At 46.3% G+C, this 5485-nt stretch carries 5 protein-coding genes; 4 read left to right on the top strand and 1 reads right to left on the bottom strand.

Annotated elements, in window-relative coordinates:
• Positions 1-359, top strand: a 359-nt coding sequence (locus tag BACCOPRO_RS11200) for a sialate O-acetylesterase (protein WP_008143716.1), incomplete at its 5' end; no start/stop codon positions are given.
• Here the strand turns inward: BACCOPRO_RS11200 and BACCOPRO_RS11205 are convergent.
• Entirely contained in the window at positions 356-1243 is an 888-nt protein-coding gene (locus BACCOPRO_RS11205; protein ID WP_008143717.1) for an AraC family transcriptional regulator, read from the bottom strand. The two genes, BACCOPRO_RS11200 and BACCOPRO_RS11205, sit on opposite strands and share 4 nt — an antisense overlap.
• A 134-nt stretch (positions 1244-1377) precedes the next feature.
• On the opposite strand from BACCOPRO_RS11205, the gene BACCOPRO_RS11210 reads away from it, so the two are divergent.
• The 3 genes from BACCOPRO_RS11210 to BACCOPRO_RS11220 all read left to right on the top strand — a co-directional run.
• Positions 1378-3117, top strand: coding sequence for a class I mannose-6-phosphate isomerase (locus BACCOPRO_RS11210; RefSeq protein WP_008143718.1), 1740 nt, complete (start codon positions 1378-1380; stop codon positions 3115-3117).
• A gap of 13 nt (positions 3118-3130) precedes the next feature.
• Positions 3131-4231 (top strand): ROK family protein, encoded by a 1101-nt coding sequence (locus tag BACCOPRO_RS11215; RefSeq protein WP_008143719.1) that lies wholly within the window; start codon positions 3131-3133, stop codon positions 4229-4231.
• A gap of 15 nt (positions 4232-4246) precedes the next feature.
• Positions 4247-5485: glycoside hydrolase domain-containing protein (locus BACCOPRO_RS11220; protein ID WP_008143730.1), on the top strand; the 1239-nt coding region annotated here is incomplete at its 3' end.

A 5485-nucleotide genomic window follows, 5' to 3' on the forward strand; every position in this document is an offset into this window, starting at 1 on the left:
ATTGCATTTTATGGCACCAGGGCGAATCGGACAACATCAGCAACACTTCTGAAGAAAACTACATACGCATGTTTGAAACCATACGCGAAGTATTCAGAAGCAGAGGAATAAACAGCCCGATAGGTGTCGCAGTAGCCTCGTATCATCCTTATTGTGTCAATGAAAATGAAGGAAATGATCCGGCCATACGCAACGCTCAAAAGAAACTGGCGAAAAAATATGATGATATCTTTGAGGGACCGGACACCGACAAGCTGAACAAAGCATTTCAACGCGGAGACGGTGTTCATTTCTCTGAAAAAGGTCAGGAAACCCACGCCGCAGGATGGCTGAAAGCGATTAAAAAGAATTGCTTTTAACCCTTTTCCTGTTTCCGGTAAGCTGACGGAGTCATTCCCATGATTTTCGTAAACAAACGGGAAAAATAAGCCGGTTCTTCAAAGCCGATGGCAGTTGCAATATCCTGTAACTTCAAATCCGTAAGTTCAATATATTGACAGGCCTTCTGTATTTTCAATCTGAGAAAATAATTTATCGGTGAAGAACCGGTTTCCTTCTGAAACAGCATGGAAAAGTGTGATGCTGAATATTTAAAGTGAGCAGCCAGTTCTTCCAGGGTTATATTATATTGTAAGTTTTCCTGCATGAAATGGATGACTTTTCCTGAAAAGCTCAGATCCTTATTGATAAAGGTCTGTATGGAACGGTACTGTTCCAGATAAATGAAAGAGGACAGGAACAGATGCAGGCAGGCCGAAGTGTACCGCATGTATTCCGGGATATATGCCAGAGAAAAACAATGGTAGATTTCCTCAAACAACAGCAGGCGGTCTTGAAGGCGTGAATGATTGTCGGGGGTAATGCTGCGCGGAACACAACTTCCCGGCTGGTAGTATTTACAGTTCTTGCCTTTAAAATGCAACCAATAGATAGTCCAGGGATTTTCATTGTTGGCCCCAAAAGCATAAGGAGTATTCTGCGGAAGTATGATGTATTCATTCTTTCGCAGAATATATTTTTCGCCATAGATCTCATACCATCCCTCACCATCCGTACAATAGATAAGTATGGTATAGTCACAACCGTGTTCCTTCTGGATATAATGGTATTTTACCCGAGGGAAATATCCTATCTTCCGCAAAAACAAGTCTCCGATCAGGGGATCTTTACTATATGTCTCCAGCAGGTTGTCCGGGAGAGAGGCAAACCGTTCTCCCTTGAACCCTTCTTTCATTTTAACCATAGGATAAAAATAATAAGAAAGTACAAGTAAATCGATACAAATATACAACTTTTTCCCAATTTTAAACCCTACTTTTGCGAAAGTAGAAAATGAAATTTTTCAATAGGCATAATTAAATAAATCAAAAAAACCGTATGTATAAAAGTAATTACGATAAATACCCTGCCACACCGATGGAGGGGATTGTATGGAAAGGCTGGGAGAATATCTGTAACCAACTGAAAAGCAGCCTGTCTGCCGAATCTTGTGTATTGGTAATAGAATGCTATCAGGGAGTCCTTCACGACGAGCTGCGCGACGGGTTTGCAGGCTTGCATGCCGATTGCTGGATCGATACACAAAGTTTATTCAAACCGGTGAACGAGATCGAACAGATGACTTATCCGTATGTCACAGATGACCGGCTGTTCGGGTTCCGTACGCATTTATCATACAAAGACTTTTTCAATACGGACAAATTGGCTTCAGCCCGGGAAAAGATCCGGTCGGCTCAAGGCCTGACCGTAGTATATGGTCACGGAGCCGCCTGGGTAGCTCCCGAAGCTGACTGCATTGTATACGTGGACATGGCCCGCTGGGAAATCCAGATGCGTTCACGCCGTCACGAAATCAACGGACTGGGCGTTGAGAATAAAGCGGAAGGTGCCTCATATCATTACAAGCGAGGATATTTTGTAGACTGGGTTGTTTGTGACCAGCTGAAAAAGCAGTTATTAAGCAAAGCGGACTACTGGATGGATACCCACATTGCCGGCGAGCCTAAAATGATTACCGGAGACCTGTTACGGAAAGGACTGGACAAGACAGCCCATCAGCCGTTCCGCGTCGTTCCGTTCTTCGATCCGGCTCCATGGGGAGGCCAGTGGATGAAAAGAGTATGTGACCTGAATCCCGACCAGCCCAACTATGGGTGGTGCTTTGACTGTGTACCGGAAGAAAACAGTCTGTATTTCAATATAAATGGAGAACGTTTTGAGATGCCTTCCAATAACCTGGTATTCTATAAGACACGTGATTTGCTGGGAGGACCGGTTGAATCACGTTTTGGACAGGATTTCCCGATCCGTTTTGATTTTCTGGACACTATCGGAGGCGGGAACCTGAGTTTGCAGGTACATCCGACAACCCAGTATATCCGTGATACTTTCGGCATCTATTACACACAGGATGAAAGTTATTATCTGCTTGATGCGGAAGAAGGTGCAACCGTATTCCTGGGACTGAAAACAGGAGTGAATCCGGATGAAATGATTGCTTCCCTGAACGAATCACAGGAAACAGGGAAGTCATTTGATACACAAAAATATATCAATCAGTGGCCGGCCAGGAAGCATGATCATTTCCTGATTCCGAACGGAACCATTCACTGTTCAGGAGCAGGAGCCATGGTGCTGGAAATCAGTGCAACCCCCAGCATCTTTACATTTAAGTTGTGGGACTGGGGACGCCTGGGACTGGACGGACTGCCTCGTCCGATCAATATCGGACACGGGTCGAAGGTTATCCAGTGGGAACGCCAGACCGATTTCACCCGTGAACATCTGGTCAACCATATTGAACAGATTGCAGAGGGAGAAGGGTGGCGTGAAGAACGTACGGGTCTGCACGAAAATGAATTCATAGAAACCCGACGCCATTGGTTTACAGCTCCCGTCACTCATCATACAGACGGGGGAGTACAGGTATTTAATCTCGTAGAAGGAGAAGAAGCCATCATTGAAAGCCCGACTCACGCTTTTGAACCTTTTATCGTACATTATGCAGAGACATTCATCATTCCGGCTTCTGTCGGAGAATACACGATTCGCCCATATGGAGCATCCGAGGGTAAACAGTGCGGAACGATCAAGGCATATGTAAGATTCAGACAATAAAAAAATAAAGACTATGAATACAGCGAATCCTATTGTTATGACACTGGATGCAGGTGGTACAAATCTGGTATTCTCTGCCATCTGTAACGGAGAGGAAATAGTCTCTCCGGTTACCTTACCGACAGCACCCCATGACCTGGAGCTCTGTTTACATACAATCAGAAAAGGATTTGAAACCATACAGTCCCTTCTTCCTGCCCATCCTGAAGCCATCAGCTTTGCCTTTCCAGGACCGGCAGACTATGAAGCCGGAATCATAGGCGACTTGCCTAATTTCCCCGCATTCCGGAACGGGGTAGCCCTTGGCCCTTATCTGGAGGATTGTTTCGGAATTCCTGTATTCATCAATAACGACGGAAACCTGTTTGCATATGGGGAAGCACTGGCCGGTGCATTGCCGGAGATTAATTCCCGACTGGAAGCTGCCGGAAATCCAAAGCGCTATCACAATCTGCTGGGAGTTACCCTGGGAACAGGCTTTGGCGGGGGAGTGGTCATTCACGGCAATCTGCTGAAAGGAGACAATCAGACCGGCGGCTATCTGTGGTGTCTGCCTCATAAAAAACACGGAGAACTGATTGCCGAAGAAAGTGTCAGCATCCGGGGAATTCAGCGTATCTATACGAAATTATCGGGAGATACCGCCAGCTACACGCCGAAAGAGATCTATGAAATTGCCGAAGGTCTGAAAGAAGGAAACCAAGAAGCTGCAAAAAGAGCCTTTGCAGAACTGGGAGAAGTGGCCGGACATGCCATAGCCACAGCCCTTACACTGATAGACGGTGTAGTGGTTATCGGAGGAGGAATAGCCGGAGCTTCCAAATATATCCTGCCAGCCCTGATGAAAGAGCTGAGGGAAGATACCGGAATGACAGACGGGACACGTTTTCCCCGACTTCAGATGAAAGCTTATAACCTGGAAAATCCGGAAGAATCAGAAGCCTTTCTGAAAACGGCAGACCGCTATGTCAAGGTACCGGAATCACAAAAGGAAGTTGCCTATCAGACAGAACGCCGGACAGGAGTGATATTATCCAGACTAGGAGCCAGCCGGGCTATTGCGCTGGGAGCTTACTGGCTGGCTGTAAGTGAATTAAGAAAGAAAAACAATTAACATAAAAATCAGACCATGAAAAAATATATACTAGCTATATGCATACTGGGAACCTTGTGCAGTTCCTGCGAAAACAATCAGGAAAAGATACGGAACGTTGAAGACTGGACACAATATGTGGAGCCAAGAATCGGAACGGCACACTGCCGATGGTTTCATTTCACACCGGGAGCATTGCCTTTCGGTCTGGCCAAACCGGCTCCTTCCACCAACGGAAGTCTGGGAAATAAATGGGGATGGGAAGCCACGGGGTATGACTATCGTGAGAACACCATTGAAGGATTTCCCTGTTTACATGAGTTTCAGGTTGGAGGTATCGTGCTGATGCCGACCAGCGGTAAACTGGTTACAGTTCCCGGCTTACCTACTGACTCGGTAAAAACGGGATACCGTTCACACTTTTCACGCGAGAATGAAATTGCCACAGCCGGATATTATTCAGTATTGCTGGATGACTATCAGATTCAGGCTGAACTGACCGCTACTCCCCGTGTGGCATTCCAGCGTTTTACCTTTCCCAAAGGAACAGACAACCATATTCTGTTTAATATCGGAAACCGTCAGGGAGAAAGTGGAACCGTAAAAGATGCGTATGTAACTTATACAGCTGACGGACATATCGAAGGGTGGGTAATTACCATACCGGAATATGTAAAGAAATATCAGCCGGGAGCTGCTGTCCCGCTTTATTTCTCTGCAGTTCTTGACCGGGAACCGGAAAGTTACGGCAGTTTCCATGGCAATACTCAACTGGCAGATGCAAAGGAAAGCAAGGGGACCGGAGCGGGTATGTACTTTACGTTTTCCAATGAACAGCAGGAGGCAGTGACGGCCAAAATCGGCCTTTCTTATACCTCGGTAGAAAACGCCAGAATCAATCTGCAGGCTGAAGCAGAGGGCAAAACCTTTGAGGATGCCAAAGAACAGGCCCATCAGATCTGGCAGGAGTATCTGGGACGTATTGAGGTAGAAACATCCAAAAGAGAAGACAAGGTAAAGTTCTATACGGGGCTGTATCATGCTTTATTGGGACGCGGACTGGCAAACGATGTAAACGGTGCTTACCCGCGCAATGACGGTTCAGTAGGACAGTTGCCAATGAAGGAGGGTAAACCTCAATATAATGTGTACAACACCGATGCTGCATGGGGAGCTCAGTGGAACCTGTCTCAGCTGTGGACTCTTGCTTATCCTGAATACATGTCAGAATATGTCAGCTCTCACATCCAGGCTTACAAGGATGCCGGATGGCTG

It is taken from the genome of Phocaeicola coprophilus DSM 18228 = JCM 13818 (genome assembly GCF_000157915.1).
Classification (GTDB): domain Bacteria; phylum Bacteroidota; class Bacteroidia; order Bacteroidales; family Bacteroidaceae; genus Phocaeicola; species Phocaeicola coprophilus.